This is a genomic window from Ferviditalea candida (genome assembly GCF_035282765.1).
GTDB lineage: Bacteria > Bacillota > Bacilli > Paenibacillales > KCTC-25726 > Ferviditalea > Ferviditalea candida.
This window is the reverse complement of record NZ_JAYJLD010000005.1, coordinates 123,474-143,384: the sequence shown is the minus strand read 5'-3', so window position 1 is coordinate 143,384 and position 19,911 is coordinate 123,474. Positions and strand designations below refer to the sequence as shown.

Sequence of the window (19,911 nt, the reverse complement as noted above, 5' to 3'; positions counted from 1 at the left end):
CACCTACACTTTCTCGCGGGTATTTTTCCCCAAAATACCGGACGGCCTAAAAATAAGGATCAAGATTAGAATGACAAATGCTGCGGCATCCCTCCACGGGGAATAACCGAAAGCGCTTACCATCGTTTCTACGATTCCGAGAACGAGACCGCCGATCATCGCCCCGGGGATAATCCCGATGCCTCCCAGAACAGCTGCTACAAAAGCCTTCAAACCGGGGATGACCCCCATGAGCGGTTCGATTTTGGTATAGTATACCCCGAAAGCGACCCCGGCCGCCCCCGCCAATGCGGAACCGATGGCAAATGTGGCGGAGATCGTCCGATCCACATTGATCCCCATCAAACGAGCCGCTTCCGCGTCATAGGAAACCGCCCGCATGGCCTTGCCGATTTTGGTCCGATGGACGATAAATTGCAGAATGAGCATTAAAATGATGGAAATAAGGAGTATAAATATCGACTGACTGCTGATCGAGGCGCCAAAAACTTTGAAGATTTGATCCGGCAATACACTGGGAAAGGCTTCCGGCTGCGCCCCGCGAATATAGATGGTTCCGTATTCGATAAACAGCGAAACCCCGATTGCCGTTATTAATGCGGCAATTCTGGTTGCATTTCGCAGTCTTTTGTATGCGACTCTTTCAATGACCACTCCAAGGACCGCGCTTATGCCCATCGCAACTAGCAGTGCCGGGATAAAGCTTAGCTTCCAGCTCTCAATTGCGTAAAAACCGACAAATGCGCCGACCATAAAAACATCGCCATGAGCAAAATTGATTAGTTTGATAATTCCATATACCATCGTATAGCCCAGCGCTATTAAGGCATAAATGCTGCCAAGAGAAATGCCGTTGACAATCTGCTGAATCCAATCCATAAATTTCTATCTCTCCTTCCAGTACTATTTACTTCCAGCTTTATCCACCCAAAAAAAAGAGATGAGGAGGATCTCCCCCCCCATCTCCCTGCTGCGGCTTTAAGGATTAACCTTTGTCTTAAATACTTGCTTTCCATCTTTATATTCCAATACAGTCGCAGTTTTAGCCGGATTGTGCTGCTGGTCAATCGTAATCTTACCGGAAACAAGAGCCAAATCCTTGGTTTGCGCCAAAGCATCCTTGATCTTGGCACCATCGGCCGAGCCCGCACGCTTGATACCGTCAGCCAACAGATAGACCGAATCGTAACCGAGAGCATTGAATGCGTCCGGGGATTTCCCGTTATACTTGCCTTTGAATGCTGTTACGAAAGTTTGAATCGTCTTGTCCGGATCCTCGGAGGAATAGTGGTTGGTGATATAGGTATTGTTCAATGCAGCAGCACCGGCCAGTTCCACCAGCTTCGGAGAATCCCAACCGTCGCCGCCCATGAACGGAACCGTAATGCCGAGCTCGCGCGCTTGCTTGATGATCAAGCCAACTTCTTCATAATATCCCGGAATGAAGATAAACTCCGGATTCGCTGCTTTGATGCGGGTCAATGTAGCGCGGAAGTCGGTATCCTTGGCGACATAGGCTTCTTCGGATACGATGCTGCCTCCGGCTTTGGTAAAGGTGTCTTTAAACGAAACAGCCAGGCCTTTCGCATAATCGCTGGCGCTGTCGGCAAAAATTGCAGCCTTCGTCACCTTCAGTTCTTTGGCTGCAAAGTTGGCGGCAACATTGCCTTGGAACGGATCGATAAAGCAGGTACGGAAGACGTAGTCATTTACTTTCCCATCCTGTCCCACTGTTACAATCGGACTTGTTCCGGAAGGAGTCAGCAGCACGGTATGGTTATCCGTTACCACCTGAACCTGAGCCACCGTGTCTCCGCTCGTTGCAGCGCCGATAATGGCGGAAACCTTATCCTGGCTGGTCAGCTTGATCGCCGCATTGGTTGCCTCCGCCGCGTCGGACTTGTTGTCCACTTTAATGATTTCCAGCTTCTTGCCGTCAATGCCGCCGCCTTTGTTGATCTCTTCAACCGCAAGGTCTATCCCTTCGGCAATCGACTGTCCATAAGAGGCAACCGCGCCTGAAAGCTCCAAGTTGGCACCGATTTTAATGGACTCTCCCCCGCCTGAGCCGCCGGATCCTCCTGGTTGATTGCTTGCGCCCCCATCCGAATTGCCGGATCCTCCGCATCCTGCGAGCAGTCCCACAAATAAAGTCAGGCTTACCAGCAGATACGAAACTTTACTTCCGATAATCTTCTTCATTCATACTCACCCTTTTGCAGTTTTTATATATTTATATTTTCATAGAAAAACCGCACTAAAAAACGCTGCTAAATGTCATATAAACCGCACTGTAAACACTTTATTGTATTATTGTACAAATGATATTCGCATCTTAACATCCTGCCTACGAAATCCTATGAAATCCTACGTATTCCTACAAGCCTCCTTGAATAAAGAAAAAAGAAGGGCTTGCGCCCCTCCAGATTGTTGGCAAAGCCCCGATTTTTCGGTTTTTTTATCAATAAATTTCCAATTTTCATGATTCAGGGACTTGACATATTACCGCTAGACTTAGGCATCCGATTGAATTCATTTGCCGGAAATGTGATTTCGGATGGTTGGGGGCACGTGCTTAAGAGAAGGAAGCTTTTTGAAAACGCCGCGGGGCTCAATGTTGATCTCCACGGAATTATACTCCCATTCCTTGCTCGCAGGAATATGGATGGCGTTGATTCCAGCTTCCAGTGCAGGGATAATGTCCGTTCGGGCGGAATTGCCGATCATCCATGTCAAGCTGCGTTCAAGATCCATTGTTTTCAGGACGCCTTCCAAAACATCCGTCGTTTTATGAGGACTGATGAAGATCCGGTCTTCAAAATAGGATTCCAGATTCATCTGCCGCACTTTGAAGGTTTGTACCGCCTGATCTCCTCCCGTATATAGACAAAGCTCATGCCCCTGATTTTTCAAATGATCCAAAGTTTCGGACATAAACGGATACGGCTCGTACTCCTGTTCATAAACAGACAAGCCCAGCCGGAACAGGAAATTTTCTTCTTCGGCTCTCTTTTTTCTTCCGGTGAGCTCGGAAAAATACGCATACGTTTCAACCAAGGATTGGGGAAACCGGTCTTTCACGAATCCATGCACGTGCACACCAGCCAAATCCAGCTCGGATTGCTTTCGCTTGAAATCCTCGGCGGTAAACGGGTATCCCTTGAACCATTCCGCCATCAGCCGGGCAAAACGTTCGATTACGGAAATAAAATATTTATTGCAGTGAATCAGTGTATCATCCAAATCAAACAGAATCGTTTGTGTATTCATTTTCCTCCACTCCTGATGGAAATTAGCCATAACAAATTATGACTGATTTTGTGAATTATACAATAGTATACGATATTCCCGGACGAAACGATTCTTTTTCGGACATAGCCGAAAATCCAATCTATCCTTTTGGTTATTCCTCATCAGGGAATGTTTTCCTATTGAAAACAAGACATTTACATAATATTTAAAAATGGGTAATACTCGTATATTTTTGACCAATACGAAATATTTCAAATTCATTGAAAACAGCGATAATAACAGGAACTTACATACTTTTCCGCGGTCGCTCATATGTATAAATCAACCCGATTGATTTCAGGCTAATAAATGTCCTAAAAGATGATCGGTGAAAATTTTTTCATGATTTTTTCTGAAAAAATATTCATGATCCTCAAATACCCATCGTAACTTGTATCGTATTAACAAACAAATTCCCAACAGATGGAAGGAGAATGAAATGAACACCGCTCAAGTACAAGCTCCGATTCCAACATCGGGTTATGAGGTGCCGGACCGCTACCATAAGGATCTTTTGCAGCTGATGGTCCGCGATGCCCGCACGCTTTACGTTTACTGGGAAATCAGTAATCGCAGAAGATGGCTCGTATCGAATCATTTTCAATGTGATTGGGGAGGGATGCCGAAAATCCTGCGCGTTTATGATGTGACTCATGTGTATTTTAACGGAAACAACGCCCACTCCCATGTGGACATCGAACTCACTCCCGAAGCTGTGAACTGGTACATACACGGGGTAAATTCCGGAGCCACTTACGTCGTCGACATGGGAACCTATACCTTGGAAAGGCAGTTCATTCCGCTTCTTCGCTCCAATTTTGCCGCCACCCCGAGAAACTTCAAGGCTACATGGGGAGAGCCGATCGTCAGTGTGGTCGAGGAAGCTCGTCAGCAGACCCTGTCCAAAAGAATCAGGCCGCATTTTTTTGAAAATTTTAATGCCTATTCCCAAAGTAAGTGAGGTCGGCGAATATATGCAAAATCAAATCGATTCGAAAACCGGTCCTCAAGGGTATCTTGCTCTCGTTCTGCATGCCCATCTGCCCTATATCCGTCATTACGACCGAGATGATTATATGGAAGAACGCTGGTTTCACGAAGCGATGACCGAAACGTATCTCCCGTTGATCGATATATTCGACCGTCTCCTTAATGACGGTGTGGACTTCAGAATGACCCTTTCCTTTTCCCCGACGCTTCTTTCCTTGTTCAGCGATCCCTTGATGCAAAATCGATATTTGAAACATTTGGAACGGCTGATCGAATTGGCAGACAAGGAAAAATCAAGGCTGCGGGGTGACCGCCGCTTTCTTCCGCTCGCCGAAATGTACGCGGGACGGCTTCGCATTTTGAAGGTATTGTATACATCCTGTGACCGAAACATCGTCACAAAGTTCAAATATTTCCAAGACATCGGGAAAATCGAGATTATTACTTCCGCGGCAAGCCACGGATTTTTGCCCCTGATGAAAACCGAGGAAGCCATCTATGCACAGTTGGCGACAGCCGTACGCGAATACGAACGGTATTTCGCTAGAAAACCGCGGGGAGTATGGCTTCCGGAATGCGGCTTTACGAATGGCATCGACCGGATCCTGAAATCGCTGGGCATCGACTATTTCTTTGCCGATGCTGCCGCCATCGAGTATGCAACCCCCCGACCCAACCGGGAGCTGTATGCTCCGTTGATGACCCCCTACGGAGTTTCCGTTTTTGCCAGGGACCCCGAATCGTCAGAGCAGGTCTGGAGCAAGGATTTCGGATATCCCGGCGATTACGACTACCGCGAATATTACCGAGATATCGGTTGGGATCTCGGTTGGAACGATCCCGAAGAATGGGAGTATATCCGTCCTTACGTGCTCCCGACCCATGAACGAATCAATACCGGCATCAAATATTACCGCATTACGGGACCCGGCGCGCACCGCGAACCGTACAACCCGGAATGGGCGCGCAATAAAGCGTCCATGCATGCCGGAAATTTTATATTCAACCGTCAAAAACAAGCGGAAGCCTGGCATTCCCGGCTGGATCGGCCGCCGATCATCGTATCCCCCTACGATGCCGAATTATTCGGCCACTGGTGGTATGAAGGACCGATGTGGATCGAGATTCTAAGCCGCAAAATCCATCATCACCAAAATCAGATCCGCATGATCACGCCTTCCGAATATTTGGAGAGATATCCCTTATCCGATACGGGCTTTGTCAATGAATCCAGCTGGGGCAGGAACCACTCAGCGGAAGTATGGCTGCAGGGCAACAACGACTGGATTTACCGGCACCTGCATCAGGCCGAGGAACGAATGATTCAATTGGCGACCAAGCACCAGCATCTGCTTAGCACGCATTCCATGCCGGCTTCTCTGCTGAAAAGAGCGTTAAACCAAGCCGTCAGGGAACTGATGCTGGCCCAAAGCAGCGACTGGGCTTTCATCATGGATACCGGCTCCGTGGTCGACTATGCGGTCCGCCGGACCAAAGATCATCTCGGATGCTTCAATCAATTGTGCAATATGATCGATCAAGAGCACATCGACGAACGGTTTCTGCGGGAGCTTGAGGCAAAAGATAACTGCCTGACGGAGGTCGATTATCTGGATTACCGGGTGCTTGTCGCGGTTTCCCCGATCGCCATTGTTCCCGATATTCAACGCTGGAAGCAGTTGCTTGAGGAAACCGGGGAACGCCCGAATACGTTCATGCTCGCTTGGGAATACCCGCCCAAATATGTGGGAGGTTTATCCCGCGCCGTCAGCGAGCTTGCGGAAGCGTTGGCCGCGCAGGGCGAAATCGTGCATGTCGTCACCACTTCGCATTGGGGTTCGCCGGACTTTGAACGGCTGAACGGCGTGTATGTGCATCGCCTTCCCCTGCTCACTTCCGGCGATACCGATTTCTATCACTGGACGTTCGAAATGAATCTCGCTATGGTCGATCATTTGGTGCAGTGGAAAGAGCACGGGGGCAGAATCGACCTGCTCCATGCCCATGATTGGATGGTTTACCATGCGGCCAGAGAAATCAAGCACAGCTACGGAATCCCTCTGGTCGCCACCATTCATGCGACGGAATGGGGACGAAATCAAGGAAATTTGCATACCGATCTGCAGCACAAGATACACGGCATCGAATGGAAGCTGACTTATGAAGCAAGACGTGTGTTTGTTTGCAGCGATTATATGAAACGGGAGCTAACGAATATTTTCCGGCTGCCGGAGGATAAAATCACGATCATCCCCAACGGCATCGCGCTGAAACAGCCGTTATCCGCGACGTCTTCGAGGCCCGGTCGCCTGCCATGGTTCCGCGCGGAAGAAAAAGTCATCTTTTTCATCGGACGCCTGGTGTTTGAGAAAGGGGTTCAGGTTCTGCTCGAGTCCATGCCGCGCGTGCTTGCCCAAGTCCCGAACGCCAAACTAGTGATCGCCGGCGAGGGACCGATGAAGAATGAACTGATGCACAAAGCGGAGCATCTTGGAGACCGGGTTGCTTTTGTCGGATATGTCGATAATGCCTTGAAGGAAAGCTTGTACGCTTCGGCCGATCTCTGCGTCATTCCAAGCCTGTACGAACCGTTCGGCATTGTGGCCTTGGAAGCCATGAAGCATCGCATACCCGTCGTCGTTTCCGATGTCGGCGGTTTGGCGGAAATCATCAACCACGGCAAGGACGGCTATAAGGCGTTGCCCGGGCATGTCGAGTCGTTGAGTTGGCACATTAGCGAACTTCTGCTCCAGCCCGAATTGGGAAGCCTGATGGCAGAGGCCGCTTACCAAAAACTGCAGAACGAATACAATTGGGAGATCATCGCCTCCAGAATGAAGGATATTTTTCATGACCTGTATTTCTTTACTCCGGAACCGCTCTTGATTCGATCATGAACGACATTTGCAGGCATCCGGGTCAAACTAATTTTCTAGGAGGGAATCAGCATTGAAAGCCGTCATTCTGGCAGGGGGCAAAGGAACCCGCCTGCGTCCCCTCACCTGCCATCTTCCCAAACCGATGGTTCCTTTGTTAAATCGTCCATGCATGGAATACATCATTGAACTGCTGCGGGATCATGACATTACCGAAATTGCCGTAACCGTACAGTACATGCCGGAAGTCATCCGCAGCTATTTCGGGGACGGGAGCGACTGGTCCGTCCGGCTGCATTACTTTGAAGAAACGGTTCCCCTGGGCACAGCCGGCAGCATCAAAAACGCGCAGGCCTTTCTCGATGAACGTTTCATTGTGATCAGCGGAGATGCGCTGACGGACTTTGATCTGAGCACGGCCGCTAAAGAGCACGAACGAAAAAATGCGCTGGCCACCATGGTGCTTTCCCATGTAAACGAACCGTTGGAATATGGGATCGTGATGACCGATGAAGACGGCAAAGTCAACCGTTTCCTTGAAAAGCCCGACTGGAGCGAAGTGTTCAGCGACACCGTCAATACCGGCATTTATATATTGGAGCCGGAAGTCTTGAACTTTATTCCTTTCGATCGTGAATATGATTTCAGCAATCAGCTTTTTCCCGAGCTGCTGAAAAACGGCGTCCCCCTTTACGGTCACGTCAGCGAAGGATATTGGTCGGATATCGGAAATTTAACGCAATACCGCCAAAGCCAGTTCGATATGCTGGATCGCAAGGTGAACGTGCGCATTAAAGGCAGGGAAGTGCAGCCGCGAATTTTTATCGGGGAGAACGTCGATCTCCATCCCGGAGTCCGTTGGATCGGACCAGCCTTTATCGGAGATCATTCACAGCTGGAAGAAGACGTCGAAATCGGACCGTACTGCGTGATCGGCAAAAACAACCGGATTTCCAAGGGCAGTTCCCTCCAGCAAACGATTTTGTGGGATATGAACCATATCAAAGAGAAGAACGAACTGAATGGAGCAACCCTGTGCAGCCGCATTCAATGCCACCCCGACTCTTATTTTTCCGACGGTTCGGTCATCGGCAGCCAATGTGTGATCGGTGCCAAAACACAAATTAAACCGCAGGTTAAGGTTTGGCCCAATAAACAAATTCGCGAAAACACACTGCTTCATTCTTCGCTCATCTGGGGGGATCAAGCCAGCCGGACGCTGTATAAATCCAATGGCGTTTCGGGGATTGCCAACGTTGAGATCACTCCGGAATTTGCAGCCAAATTCGCAGAGGCTTACGGCTCCCTGGGCGTCGGAAAAACCTTTACCGTCAGTTCCTGCCCCCATCCTTACGGCAAATTAATCAAACAAGTTATCGCGTCAGGTCTTGCGTCCGTGGGCGCAAACACCATTGATCTGGATGAAGCGACGCCTCCGGTGGTCCGCTTCGCGATCCGCCGGGGATCGGCCCAAGGGGGCATCCATGTACAGATGTCGGCCAAGAGCGGGACGGAGATTTGCAGTTTTGAATGCTACGACGAGCAAGGACTTCCGATTGCCAAAAAGCTGGAGCGCAAGGTGGAGAATGCCTTCTGGCAGGAAGACTACGTCAGATCCCCGATTTCCGGATTGGGCGTTAACCAAAACGATTATTCCGCCATCAGAGCTTATCTTCAGCAATTATTTATGGAAATCCAAGGCGGCTCAAGCTCCCGTTTGACAGTGGTCGCGGCCGCGCACAATCCGCTGGTCAGGCGGATGCTGGGCAAAATGATGGAGCATTTGAACGCACAATTGATTATGTTGCCGGCTTCCGGAAAAACTATGAACGACATATCCCGCTTCATCAAGGAGAACCGGGCCGATTTAGGAATAATGATCGATCATGACGGCAAAAATATGAAATTGTTCACGCATTTGGGCGAGCCCGTCAAGGAAGATCAGCTTTCCATCATCAAGCTGATGTCCTTTTTCCAATATCGCAAAAACCAGTGCATCGGAATTCCGGTAAGCGCTCCGAACATAATCGAATATATTTCCGAAAATCTCGGAAGCCGCACCGTGCGCACCAAAGAAAATGTGCGCGCGATCATGGAGGTATCCCCCGAGCTTGATTTTCATCCATTATTCGATGCGATTTACGCAGCCGGTCTAATCGCCCGGCATATTGCCGACAGCGGAGTTTCGCTCGCCGAATGGCTGCAGTGGATTCCCCGCTTTTCCCTGTACCGCGAGCACATTGAATGCCCGTGGGAAGCCAAGGGCAAAATCATGCGGATGATGATGGAGCTGACCAAGGGGAAACAGGTGGAACTGCTGGACGGCATCAAATTTCATCACGACCGCGGCTGGGTGCTGCTGCTGCCGGATACCGACGATCCCGTATTCGTGGTGATTGCTCATTCCGAACAGCCGGAATACGCCAAAGAACTGATCGACAGCTACCGGGAGCATATCATCAGCTGTCTTTAAATGAAAGCAAGCCTAATCCGAATCATCAGCTCTTTTACGAAAAAGGAGGTGTGAGCACCATGATTCCGATGGAGTCCAGACAAATCATTTACGTCGATTACGACGATCAGTCTTCGAATTTGACCGCGCATTACCATACGGGCGAAACGCGCACGTTCCACGCCATTACCAGGGACGATTACCGGACGATTGAGGAAGCAGCCAATAAATATGACGCATTCGTCAAAATTACAACGGGCATTTCGGAAGACGATCTATGAGCATTCATGCCTTGGATATGCTTCAAATCCGGTTCACCGCGCCGACTTCCGCAGAGGCGGTCTGGACCGTCTCCGCCCCTTCCCGGCGGATAATTAGCAGGCACTATCGGACGGCTTGGGAATATTTTCCCAAGCTTCTCCGCATCTATCGCACACTTTCGGCGAACAACCGAGATCCAAGCCGTTGGAAGTATCATGACATACGGCTTCCCCTGATTCCGCCGTCTCCGGAAACTTCGGCTCAGGGCGAGCTCATCTCCTGCCGTCTCGGACCGCTTGCACGCGAGTATACTTATCTGGCTGAATACGGTTTGATGGCTGCGAATCTTTTATACCTTCCGCTGATTCGTTCCGTCCCGTTCACAGGCGCCGGCGAATTCCCGGTTGCCTCAGCGGACAACGAAAGCTTATTCAGCGGAATTTCCGGTTGGACGCCGCACACAAATTCCGACGCCAAGGATATCGAACCCGGTGAGGCGTTTCCCGGGTTTTCGACCTATACCCTATATATGAACGGGGAACATTGAGCGGATTTGTATTTGCATACTCTTTCCTATTCCTCCAGAAAGGACAGTACAGCATGCCGATGAACCGATCCTTGCGGATTCTGATGTTGACATGGGAATATCCTCCGATGATTGTCGGAGGACTTTCCCGTTCCGTTCATGGGCTTGCCGTTCATCTGGCCGAGTTGAACCACGAAATCCACGTCATCACCCGTTCGGCAGGGTTTGTCCCTGAATATGAATATACAGATCGCGTTCATGTGCACAGAGTATCGGTGAATTCCGCAGTCAGCCGCGAAGCTTTTGCCGAATGGGTGCTGTTGATGAATATCGGCTTCGTGCAGCATACACTAAAGCTGTGGAACAATGGCATGCGGTTTCACCTTATCCATGCGCATGACTGGCTGGTGCATGACTCCGCCGAAGAAATGGGCGAGTTCCTCGGTATTCCGATCATCGCCACGCTGCATGCGACGGAAGCCGGCAGATTCTTCGGCCGTTTGGATACGGATTTGCAAAAGACCATCCATGCTAAAGAATTCCGAATGAGCACAGCAGCCGACCGCATTATTGTCTGCAGCCGGGCAATGGAAGCAGAAGTCAACGGCCTTTTTCGGCCTCCTCCGCATAAAGTGTCCGTTCTTCCCAACGGCTTCGACCCGGCAGACCTGAGCTTTCCGACACGCCTGCATCGTGAAAGAAAGCTTCTGGCCGCACAGCGGACTTGCCCTGACGCCAAAGTAAAAGGAATCGATATCCTGTATGTCGGCAGGCTTGTCCATGAAAAGGGCATTCATAACCTGATAGAGGCAATGCCCGCAATTCTCCGCATGTATCCGCAGACACGATTGTGGATTGTCGGGGACGGTCCGAAGCGGGAAGCCCTGATCGCGTCGGCCCAAAGGCTTGCCAAAGACCGCGTCTTCTTTACGGGCCGCATCAGCGACCGAATGCGCCGTTTCCTCTTGTCCGCTGCCGATGTATGTGTCGTACCCAGCCTGTACGAGCCTTTCGGTATTGCCGCACTTGAAGCGATGGCCGCCGGTATTCCCGTCGTAGCCTCTGAAACAGGCGGCTTGCCGGAAATCGTGCGGCACAATGAGACAGGTTTAACGGCAGCACCTGGAAGCCCTCAAGCGTTGGCGGAGCAGATCCTCGCGCTGCTGAACGATCCGGAGAAGGCTCAACGCCTGACGGTGGAAGCCAAGCGGGAGATCATCGAACATTTCAACTGGCAAAGCATCGCGGAAGCAACCGCCCGCCTTTACGGGGAGGTATTAAAAGCACAATAAGCAAACGGAACGACTAAGGGCTCGCGATGGAATTAGTTCCACTTTTGGCGGCAAAGGTTCAAGCGGTTTAATTGATCTTTGCCACCAATTTAGTGGAAGTTATTTCATCGCGATGCCTAAACAAGGAAGTGATCATAATGCCGAGACAATTATCTATCGGAAACGGAAATATGCTTATCAACCTCGACCGCTATTCCTTTATCAGAGACGTATACTACCCTTATGTCGGACAATTGAATCATGTTGCCGGACATCCCTGCAGGGTGGGGGTTTGGGCCGAAGGGGAATTCGCCTGGTTAAGCGACGAAAGCTGGGAAGTCAATGCATCCTATATTCAGGATTCGCTTGTGACGCAGGTCCGGCTGTACCATTCCGGCATGGAAATTTCCCTGATCGTGAACGATGCCGTCCATCAGCGGGACAATATTTACCTCAAACGGGTGATCGTCACCAACCATCAGCGGAAGGAACGGGAAATCCGCCTGTTTTTCAGCCAAGACCTGTCCATTAACGAAAGCGAAGTCGGCGATACGGCGGTATACTATCCCGAGAACAATACGGTATTCCATTACAAAAGAAACCGCTACTTCATGTTTAACGGCACGGCGGGCGGAAAAGGAATCGATCAGTTTACGACCGGGGTCAAAAGATTCCATCATGCGGAGGGCACTTGGAAGGATGCGGAGGACGGTCACTTGATGAGCAATGCCATTGCCCAAGGTTCGGTGGACAGCACCATCGGCTTTCGTCTGCAAATCGGTCCTTTGGAGGACCGGGCGGCCTACTATTGGATGAGCGTCGCGGAAACGCTGGAGGCCGTCAAAAAACTGGATCTGTATGTGCGGGAAAGCAACCCCGGAAAATTGATCGATCGGGTCAAAATCTACTGGCAGCGCTGGGTCAACAAAAACGAGCGAAACTACGGCGACCTTGGCGAAAGTGTGATCAACCTGTTCAAGCAGAGCCTGTTGATCGTGCGGACGCAAACCGACAACCGGGGAGCCATTCTCGCCGCCAACGACACCGATATCCTCAATTACAACCGAGACCATTACAGCTATATGTGGCCGAGAGACGGTGCATTAATCGCTTATGCCATGTCGATGGCAGGATATTCGGCAACGATCGCGCCGTTTTTCCGGTTTTGCTCGGATGTGCTGTCTCCGGGAGGATATTTGCAGCACAAATACAATCCGGACGGTACCGTCGGCTCCAGCTGGCATCCTTATTTCTCGGGAGGAAAAGAACAACTCCCGATCCAAGAGGACGAGACCGGACTCGTGCTGTTCTCGATGTGGCAGTACTGTTTGCTGTCAGGAAACATTGAAATGGCGCAATCGCTGTACAGCAGTCTGATCCGCAAAGCGGCCAAATTTCTGAAAAATTATATGGAACCAGAACTGGATCTTCCCAAAGCGAGCTACGATCTTTGGGAGGAGCGCTGCGGCATCTATACATTCACCGCTTCGGCCGTGTACGGAGGACTGTCCGCCGCCTCCAACTTCTGCAGCCTGTTCGGCGATGAAGAGCGCAGCGAAAGGTACCGGCATGCCGCCGAACGCATTAAGAACGGAATCCTCAAGCATCTATGGGATGAACAAAAAGGCAGATTCATACGCGGCCTGTTTCAGGAGGACGGAAAATGGGTGAAGGATTTCACCCCGGAAAGCAGCGTGTACGGCATCTTCGAATTCGGTGTTCTGCCGGCTGATGACGAACGCGTGATCCGCACGATGCATTCGATCAAGGAGCAATTGTCCGTCCAAACACCGGTCGGAGGCATTGCCCGCTACAAACGGGACTATTATTTTCAGCGCTCCGCGGACACGGAACGAATACCCGGAAATCCCTGGATCATCTGCACCCTTTGGTATGCCGAATGGGAAATCGAGGTGGCCCAAACCCTTGCCGATTTAGCTTCGCCAAAATCGACTCTGGAGTGGGTGGTCCGCCATACCCTGGAAAGCGGCGTCCTGCCGGAGCAGCTTGACCCGTTTGACGGCAGCCCCCTCTCCGTCGCCCCGCTCACTTGGTCGCACGCCACCTTCGTGCTGGCCGTGGCCAAATACATCAGCAAGTATGAAGAATTGGCCGGTAAGTAAACTTTCCAACCTAGACCGCGTGCGGCAGCATCAAATTAAACATTATTTTGCTAATAGCCTATCGCGCAGCCGTCTTTGCGCGGGTCGGAGCCGCCCTCCAGAACTCCCGTATCCGGATCGATACGGATCGCCTGATAGCCGCCCACGGCGAAGGGATCACCCTCTTCGGGCGAGAGAATGCGATAGCCCAGCTCCCGCAATTCCTTGCGGACCGCTTCTCCAATCTCCGATTCTACAAACAAGCCCTCGTTGTAATGGCGGAAGCGCGGAACCTCCCCGGCCATTTGTACGTTCATTCCGAAATCGATCATATTGATCAATGTCTGAACCTGACCCTGCGGCTGCATATCGGCCCCCATCACGCCGAAAGAGATGACCGGTTTGCCGTCTTTGAGCACCATGGAAGGGATAATCGTATGGAACGGTCGTTTTCCGGGCTGCAGCGCATTCAAATGTTCGGGATCGAGAGAAAACAGCGAACCTCGATTCTGCAGAAAAATTCCGGTATCCTCCACAAGCTCCCCGCTTCCGAACGAACTGAAGATGCTGTTGGTGACGGAAGCTATATTGCCGTGGTGATCGGCAACCGTCAAATAAACAGTGTCGCCTCCAAGCTCCGCGCCATAATAAGGGGATAATTGAGGGGAGCTGCGGATCTTGTCCGCAAGCCGGCTCCCATACTCCTTGGACAGCAGCCGTTCGGTCGGCACATCCGCAAATTCCGAATCGGCGATATAGTGGTCCCGATCCATATAGGCAAGCTTTTTCGCTTCGGCAAACAAGTGAATGAAAGTGGACGAGTTGTGGCCCATGCCGGCAATGTCAAAATGCTCCAGAATATTCAGCATTTCCAGCACGACCAGCCCTTGGCCGTTTGGCGGAATCTCCAGCACTTCGTAACCCCGATAAAAGGCGGAGATCGGCTTCACCCAGTTGGAACGATGCTCGGAAAGGTCGCTCCTTCGCAAAAACCCGCCTTTTCTCAGCATATAATCCTCTATCCGGCCGGCGATTTCACCTTCATAGAAAGCATCTCTGCCGCCTTCCGCCAGAAGTTTCAACGTCCGCGCCAGATCGGGCTGTTTGAACAACGTTCCTTGCACCGGCGCTTTGTCAGCGAGCAAATATTTGCTTCGGCTCTCTTCCGATTTCAACAGAAGCGATTCCGCTTTCCGCCAATAATGGGCAACGATCTCCCCAACCGGGCAGCCTTCTTCGGCATAAGCAATGGCGGGTTGCAGCACTTCCCGAAAGCCCATCGTCCCATATTTTTGGAGCAGTGCCCACCATCCGTCCACTACTCCGGGAACCGATACGGAATAAATGCCGTCAGCGGGGATCTTATCGTACCCCATGCGGCGATAAGCATCAATCGTGGCCAGTCCGGCAGCTCTTCCGCTGGCGTTCAAGCCGTCGACAATCCCCGTCTTGCTGTTATACACGAGCGCGAACATATCCCCGCCCAATCCCGTCATCATCGGTTCCGCGACACACAGCGCGGCGGCCACAGCGACGGCCGCGTCAAAAGCATTGCCGCCGGCTTGCAGAATTCGCAATCCGGCCGCAGCCGCCAAAGGATGGCTCGTGGCCACCATTCCGTTCACTGATTGAACCACAGAACGGGTTTGTCGGATATAACCCGCCGGACGATCAGACATATTTTTATACCCCTTTCGTTTTTGCCAAGCATCTTTTACTTAATACGCCAAACCCACGTTAGATCAGGTGAATGGAAGATGTGGTCCTCCTCTATATCCTACGATATCAGCAATCAAAAAGAGAAGAAATACTTGCCGACAGATTTTATCATTTTCATTTTATTTAGTAATCACAACTTCTACACAAACCAGAGCTATGATAAAGCTGAGAAAAATCGAGACATACTGAAAGGATGGGAGATCATTTTGAAGTACAGTCGGAACTATAAAGCGTTAATCGCGGCTGGCTCCTTGGCCATTCTGCTTACGGGCTGCCTCAACCCCGGCGGGTCCGATTCCATGAAACGCATGGATCATTCCATGATGAATCATTCGAAGCCTTCTCAACCCGATAATGGCAAAACAGCAAGCAATTCGAAGACGGAAAAGACCAGGATCTTGACCGGTAACGAGTTCGCGCTGATCGCTGTCGAAAGCAATCAGCAATTATCAACGGATGTCACCCTACCGGTCTGGACATTCAACAATTCCGTTCCCGGTCCGGAAATCCGGGTGAAACAGGGAGAAACCGTGAAAGTCCGATTGACAAACCGGCTTCCCGAACCGGTCACCATTCATTGGCACGGCATTCCGGTCCCCAACGCAATGGACGGAATTCCGGGCGTGACGCAGAATGCCGTGCAGCCGGGACAATCTTTCACCTATGAGTTTAAAGCGGAAGTTCCGGGCACTTATTGGTACCACTCTCATCAGGACAGCGTCAATCAAGTCGACCGGGGTCTGTACGGGGCATTCATCGTGGAACCGAAAGATGCCGACAAGGTCGATAGAGACTACACCCTCGTGCTTGACGAATGGATGAGCTCGGGCATTCCGGAAACTTCCAATTCAACCGGCATGTCGGAAATGTCTGGCATGTCTGGCATGGGTCATGACAATATGAACAGGGGCGATTCCGAAAATCACGCGGAGTCAAATGCCGCCGGAAATGACAATCAGCCAACGGGGATGGGCCACAACATGAGCATGTACGATCTGTTCACGGTGAACGGCAAATCCGGACCGCTCGTCGACAAACTTCCCGTGAAGCAAGGGGATAAAGTGCGCATACGGCTTATCAACGCGGGATACCTTTCCCATCAAATCCACTTGCACGGCCATGAGTTTTATATTGCCGCGGTTGACGGACAGCCGATAAACCATCCCGGTGTCGTGAAAGATAACCTGGTCAGGATCGCCCCCGGGGAACGCTACGACATTGAATTTAAAGCGAATCACCCCGGACAATGGCTGATCGAAGATCATGGAGCCAACAAAGCCGTTGCCGGAATGAAAGCGGTCATCGCTTACGAAGGAGCGGATCTCGGTCCGGATCGGCCGAATGAAACGGCAAATCTTGCGGCGGTAGACATGGACCGATACGGCCAGGCCGGACCATCGTCCTTCACATTGGATCAAAAGTACACATTGGAATACACGATGAATCTCAATACCGAAATGAAAATGGGCGGAATGGTTTATACGATCAACGGCAAAACGTTTCCGGAAACCGAACCGTTGAACGTGAAAAAAGGCGATACCGTCAAAGTCCGTCTGATCAACCGCTCGATGATGGATGATCATCCGATGCATCTTCACGGACATTTTTTTCAAGTCTTGAGCAAAAACGGTCAACCGCTGCAAGGAGCTCCGTTAATCAAAGATACATTAAACGTTAGACCCGGCGAAGAATATATCGTAGCTTTTCGGGCGGACAACGAAGGCAATTGGATGTTCCACTGCCACGACCTTCACCACGCTTCCGCCGGCATGGTGACAGAAGTGAAGTATACGGATTATAAGACCAACTTCAAAGCGGATCCCAAAGCGGGCAACATGCCGGAATGATATGGAACGTTCGTCCTTTTTTTGTCATAATAAGAAGAAAACGAGCACGTTCGAGGTTGCCGAATGAAAACGATCTTAATCGTCGATGACGAAGATAAAATCCGGGATGTCGTCGCATCTTATTTGCAAAACAACGGATTTCGAACCCTGGAGGCCGATACGGGATCCGCAGCATTGCAGACAGTAAGGAATACTCCTGTCGATCTGATCGTACTCGATTTGATGCTGCCCGACTTCCCGGGAGAAGAAGTTTGCCGGACAATACGCCGGATATCTTCCGTTCCGATTCTCATGCTGACCGCCAAAGTAACCGGGGAAAACCGGATTCACGGCTTGTCGATCGGCGCCGATGACTACATGATCAAGCCTTTCGATCCCCGTGAATTGGTGGCCAGAGTCCGGGCCGTTTTGCGTCGAAGCGACGATGTCCACTTATTGGCTGATCGCATCTCGTTTCATGATGGCGAATTAACGATTGATTCGGTGCGTCATGAAGTGATTTTCCGTTCTCAACCGGTCAACTTGACGCCAAGCGAATTCAAACTGCTTCTCCTGCTCGCTCGACATCCGCAGAGACCGTTTTCCCGTGAGGAGTTGGTGGAAAAGGTGATGGGTTTTGATTTTGACGGAGACATGCGCGCCATCGATCAGCACATCAAAAATTTGCGCCAAAAAATCGAGCCCGACCCCAGGCAGCCGAAATACATTGCGACCGTCTACGGATCCGGATACCGATTTATCGGGGGGGCTTGAGATGAAACGTGATCTGCGCTTTCGCCTGTCGCTATGGTTGATCGGAGTGGCATCGGGAATACTGCTGATCGCCGGGGGCGTCCTGATGGCGGAAACCCACTATCATTTTAATATGTTCCAAGTGCAATACGGAGCCGATCTCAGTCTTCCCGGACTGTTTGAACATTTGGAACAAGCATTGCTGCAATCCATGCTGTGGACCCTGTTCGGATCCGTCATTCTGACGATCATGATCAGTCTTTATATAGCCAAACTCCTCTCCGCACCCCTAGTGGAGATGAAGCTTACGGCGGAACAAATGGCAAAAGGGAACCTGGCCGTCCGGACCCGAATCAAAGGAAATGACGAGTTGGCGGAACTGGGAAAAGCATTGAATGAACTCGCCGTACAATTAAACCGACAGGAGCAGCTGCGCGAAGCCATGACGCAAGATATCGCCCATGAACTGCGGACGCCGCTTGCCACCTTGAAAAGCCACATACAAGCTTTGCTGGATCGGATTTGGGAACCGACTCCTTCCCGCCTGCAGGCATGCTATGACGAGACCCAACGGCTCATTGCGTTAGTGTCCGACCTGGAACAATTAACGGCCCTGGAATCCCCGTATTTTCAGCTTGAATGCAAACCGGAACCTTTAGCGCTGCTGATTCGGCAAAGCAGCGATATCGCAACGGCCTCGTTCATGAAAAAAAACGTGCGTTTGACCGTCCAATGCCCTCCTTCCATTGTTCTTTCAACCGATCGGGACCGTTTCATCCAAATCCTGGTGAATCTATTAAGCAATTCGCTAAAGTTTACCCCGGAAGGAGGCGTTGTGGAAATCCGGGCGAAAGAGGATGATCAAGCCATCGTTATCGCGGTTCACGACACGGGAGCAGGCATAGCTTCGGAAGACTTGCCGTATATTTTCGAACGGCTTTATCGGGGGGATAAATCAAGGAACAGGAAATCGGGCGGCAGCGGAATCGGCCTCGCCATTGTCAAAAAATTGGTGGAGGCCCACGGCGGTACCGTACGGGTCGAAAGCGTCCAAGGTCAAGGCACGACGTTTTATTTGCAGTTTCTCAAACAGGGCCGGTCGAACTCCATGCCTTAACCGTCCGCCAACCGCTGGATTAATTTTCCAATACTATACATTCCATCTAGCGACGATAAAGCCGGCTTCGTTTTTATCGGGAATCCGGGAACGCTCATTCTCCAATTTCAGTGCTTGATTTATGTTTTCGAAATTTTCCGGAGTGATATATAATCCATAGTCCAAAGAGACAAGATGATTGGTTTCCCAAGTTCTGATGTCCGCTTCCGAATAAAACCGGGCATTTGCAAAGACACTATGAGGATTGATTCTTCCCTTTTGCGCATATGTTCTTCCCCAGTAACTTTCTTTGTTGATCAACCCGACAACCAATCGGCCACCCTTTTTTATCACGCGAATCGCTTCCGCTACAACTTTCTCAGGATCCCCCACAAATTCCAAAACAATATTGCAAATCACAAGATCGAACGTTTCATGGTCAAAAGAAAGTCGGGTAATATCCCCTTGAACCCAATGAACCGCAAGATCTTCCCGCTGTGCTTTTTCCCGCGCTTTGGCCAGCATTTCCGAGGATAGATCGATTCCGGTCACGTCAAGTCCCTGTTTCGCCAGCCATATGGCGTAAATTCCCGTCCCGCATCCCAGGTCCAAAGCTTTTTCTCCTGCTTGCGGCTGCGCGCTTTTTGCCATCAATTTTTTTTCCAAATGGTCGACGAACGAACCGAGCGGTGTTTTGCACCAGTCATCATAGGTGGATGCTTCCTTATCAAATAATGCCATTTCCGCT

Annotated in this window: 15 protein-coding genes; 10 read left to right on the top strand and 5 right to left on the bottom strand. The window is 50.8% G+C overall.

The window, feature by feature from the left end; all coding sequences use genetic code 11:
* Nucleotides 1–3 precede the first annotated feature (3 nt).
* From VF724_RS05290 to VF724_RS05280, 3 genes are all read right to left on the bottom strand, one after another.
* Nucleotides 4–879 (bottom strand): branched-chain amino acid ABC transporter permease, encoded by an 876-nt coding sequence (locus tag VF724_RS05290; protein ID WP_371753179.1) that lies wholly within the window; start codon nt 877–879, stop codon nt 4–6.
* A 99-nt stretch (nt 880–978) separates the two neighbouring features.
* Nucleotides 979–2,202, bottom strand: coding sequence for an ABC transporter substrate-binding protein (locus VF724_RS05285; RefSeq protein ID WP_371753178.1), 1,224 nt, complete (start codon nt 2,200–2,202; stop codon nt 979–981).
* Nucleotides 2,203–2,532: 330 nt separating this feature from the next.
* The gene (locus tag VF724_RS05280; protein ID WP_371753177.1) at nt 2,533–3,270 is read right to left on the bottom strand and encodes an HAD family hydrolase; all 738 of its coding nucleotides are present in this window, start codon (nt 3,268–3,270) and stop codon (nt 2,533–2,535) included.
* Between the two features lie 460 nt (nt 3,271–3,730).
* On the opposite strand from VF724_RS05280, the gene VF724_RS05275 reads away from it, so the two are divergent.
* The 7 genes from VF724_RS05275 (at nt 3,731) to VF724_RS05245 (ending at nt 13,790) form a co-directional block, all read left to right on the top strand.
* The gene (locus VF724_RS05275) at nt 3,731–4,252 is read left to right on the top strand and encodes a DUF4912 domain-containing protein (protein WP_371753176.1); all 522 of its coding nucleotides are present in this window, start codon (nt 3,731–3,733) and stop codon (nt 4,250–4,252) included.
* Nucleotides 4,253–4,265: 13 nt separating this feature from the next.
* A complete protein-coding gene (locus VF724_RS05270; protein WP_371753175.1) occupies nt 4,266–7,178 on the top strand; it encodes a 1,4-alpha-glucan branching protein domain-containing protein in 2,913 nt (970 codons plus the stop codon).
* A 52-nt stretch (nt 7,179–7,230) separates the two neighbouring features.
* Complete coding sequence (locus VF724_RS05265; protein WP_371753174.1) at nt 7,231–9,630, top strand: sugar phosphate nucleotidyltransferase; 2,400 nt, start codon at nt 7,231–7,233, stop codon at nt 9,628–9,630.
* 59 nt (nt 9,631–9,689) lie between these two features.
* Nucleotides 9,690–9,890, top strand: coding sequence for a hypothetical protein (locus tag VF724_RS05260; protein ID WP_371753173.1), 201 nt, complete (start codon nt 9,690–9,692; stop codon nt 9,888–9,890).
* Nucleotides 9,887–10,417 (top strand): hypothetical protein, encoded by a 531-nt coding sequence (locus VF724_RS05255; RefSeq protein WP_371753172.1) that lies wholly within the window; start codon nt 9,887–9,889, stop codon nt 10,415–10,417. Before VF724_RS05260 ends, VF724_RS05255 begins: the two co-directional genes overlap by 4 nt.
* Nucleotides 10,418–10,470: 53 nt before the next feature.
* Nucleotides 10,471–11,688, top strand: coding sequence for a glycosyltransferase family 4 protein (locus VF724_RS05250; RefSeq protein WP_371753171.1), 1,218 nt, complete (start codon nt 10,471–10,473; stop codon nt 11,686–11,688).
* 137 nt (nt 11,689–11,825) lie between these two features.
* Nucleotides 11,826–13,790: a glycoside hydrolase family 15 protein gene (locus tag VF724_RS05245; RefSeq protein WP_371753170.1), complete on the top strand. Its 1,965-nt coding sequence runs from the start codon at nt 11,826–11,828 to the stop codon at nt 13,788–13,790.
* A 50-nt stretch (nt 13,791–13,840) separates the two neighbouring features.
* On the opposite strand, the gene ggt is transcribed toward VF724_RS05245, so the two are convergent.
* Nucleotides 13,841–15,448: a gamma-glutamyltransferase gene (ggt, locus tag VF724_RS05240; RefSeq protein WP_371753169.1), complete on the bottom strand. Its 1,608-nt coding sequence runs from the start codon at nt 15,446–15,448 to the stop codon at nt 13,841–13,843.
* A gap of 246 nt (nt 15,449–15,694) precedes the next feature.
* On the opposite strand from ggt, the gene VF724_RS05235 reads away from it, so the two are divergent.
* From VF724_RS05235 to VF724_RS05225, 3 genes are all read left to right on the top strand, one after another.
* Nucleotides 15,695–17,335 (top strand): multicopper oxidase family protein, encoded by a 1,641-nt coding sequence (locus VF724_RS05235; RefSeq protein ID WP_371753168.1) that lies wholly within the window; start codon nt 15,695–15,697, stop codon nt 17,333–17,335.
* A gap of 63 nt (nt 17,336–17,398) precedes the next feature.
* On the top strand, nt 17,399–18,088 hold the full coding sequence (locus tag VF724_RS05230; RefSeq protein WP_371753167.1) for a response regulator transcription factor: 690 nt from the start codon (nt 17,399–17,401) through the stop codon (nt 18,086–18,088).
* Between the two features lies 1 nt (nt 18,089).
* Nucleotides 18,090–19,184, top strand: a complete 1,095-nt coding sequence (locus VF724_RS05225; RefSeq protein WP_371753166.1) for a sensor histidine kinase — start codon at nt 18,090–18,092, stop codon at nt 19,182–19,184.
* Between the two features lie 33 nt (nt 19,185–19,217).
* Here VF724_RS05225 and VF724_RS05220 read toward each other — a convergent pair whose 3' ends face one another.
* On the bottom strand, nt 19,218–19,904 hold the full coding sequence (locus tag VF724_RS05220; protein WP_371753165.1) for a class I SAM-dependent methyltransferase: 687 nt from the start codon (nt 19,902–19,904) through the stop codon (nt 19,218–19,220).
* Nucleotides 19,905–19,911 lie beyond the last annotated feature (7 nt).

Excerpts from the sequence above, each read along its gene's own strand:
- VF724_RS05255 (WP_371753172.1), top strand. The coding sequence starts at position 9,887 with ATGAGCATTCATGCCTTGGATATGCTTCAAATCCGGTTCACCGCGCCG.
- VF724_RS05250 (WP_371753171.1), top strand. The coding sequence starts at position 10,471 with ATGCCGATGAACCGATCCTTGCGGATTCTGATGTTGACATGGGAATAT.
- VF724_RS05270 (WP_371753175.1), top strand. The coding sequence starts at position 4,266 with ATGCAAAATCAAATCGATTCGAAAACCGGTCCTCAAGGGTATCTTGCT.
- VF724_RS05220 (WP_371753165.1), bottom strand. The coding sequence starts at position 19,904 with ATGGCATTATTTGATAAGGAAGCATCCACCTATGATGACTGGTGCAAA.
- VF724_RS05260 (WP_371753173.1), top strand. The coding sequence starts at position 9,690 with ATGATTCCGATGGAGTCCAGACAAATCATTTACGTCGATTACGACGAT.
- VF724_RS05275 (WP_371753176.1), top strand. The coding sequence starts at position 3,731 with ATGAACACCGCTCAAGTACAAGCTCCGATTCCAACATCGGGTTATGAG.
- VF724_RS05245 (WP_371753170.1), top strand. The coding sequence starts at position 11,826 with ATGCCGAGACAATTATCTATCGGAAACGGAAATATGCTTATCAACCTC.
- VF724_RS05280 (WP_371753177.1), bottom strand. The coding sequence starts at position 3,270 with ATGAATACACAAACGATTCTGTTTGATTTGGATGATACACTGATTCAC.
- VF724_RS05285 (WP_371753178.1), bottom strand. The coding sequence starts at position 2,202 with ATGAAGAAGATTATCGGAAGTAAAGTTTCGTATCTGCTGGTAAGCCTG.
- VF724_RS05225 (WP_371753166.1), top strand. The coding sequence starts at position 18,090 with ATGAAACGTGATCTGCGCTTTCGCCTGTCGCTATGGTTGATCGGAGTG.
- VF724_RS05290 (WP_371753179.1), bottom strand. The coding sequence starts at position 879 with ATGGATTGGATTCAGCAGATTGTCAACGGCATTTCTCTTGGCAGCATT.
- VF724_RS05230 (WP_371753167.1), top strand. The coding sequence starts at position 17,399 with ATGAAAACGATCTTAATCGTCGATGACGAAGATAAAATCCGGGATGTC.
- ggt (WP_371753169.1), bottom strand. The coding sequence starts at position 15,448 with ATGTCTGATCGTCCGGCGGGTTATATCCGACAAACCCGTTCTGTGGTT.